The organism is Enterobacter sp. K16B (assembly GCF_020216105.1).
Classification (GTDB): domain Bacteria; phylum Pseudomonadota; class Gammaproteobacteria; order Enterobacterales; family Enterobacteriaceae; genus Enterobacter; species Enterobacter sichuanensis.
Window position 1 is genome coordinate 1 of record NZ_JAIWJZ010000227.1, and the last position, 322, is coordinate 322.

General features: G+C 46.9%; 1 protein-coding gene. It reads left to right on the plus strand.

Annotated features, from left to right (window positions below; all coding sequences use genetic code 11):
- Positions 1-163: 163 nt before the first annotated feature.
- A partial coding sequence (locus tag LDK53_RS22855) for a GTP-binding protein (protein ID WP_227507214.1) occupies positions 164-322 on the plus strand: 159 nt, incomplete at its 3' end.

The following is a 322-nucleotide window of genomic DNA, read 5'->3' on the forward strand; positions in this document are numbered from 1 at the left end:
TTGGTAAGGGTGAGGTCCCCAGTTCGACTCTGGGTATCAGCACCACTTCACTTCTCCTTCCCGTTTCTCTCTGTTTCAATTTTACTGTATTCAACAATTCAGGCATTTCGCCTGGTTGATGTGGTGATATCACCGATTTATCCGTGTCTTAGAGGGACAATCGATGTCTAAAGAAAAGTTTGAACGTACAAAACCGCACGTTAACGTCGGTACTATCGGCCACGTTGACCATGGTAAAACAACGCTGACCGCTGCAATCACTACCGTTCTGGCAAAAACCTACGGTGGTTCTGCTCGTGCATTCGACCAGATCGATAACGCA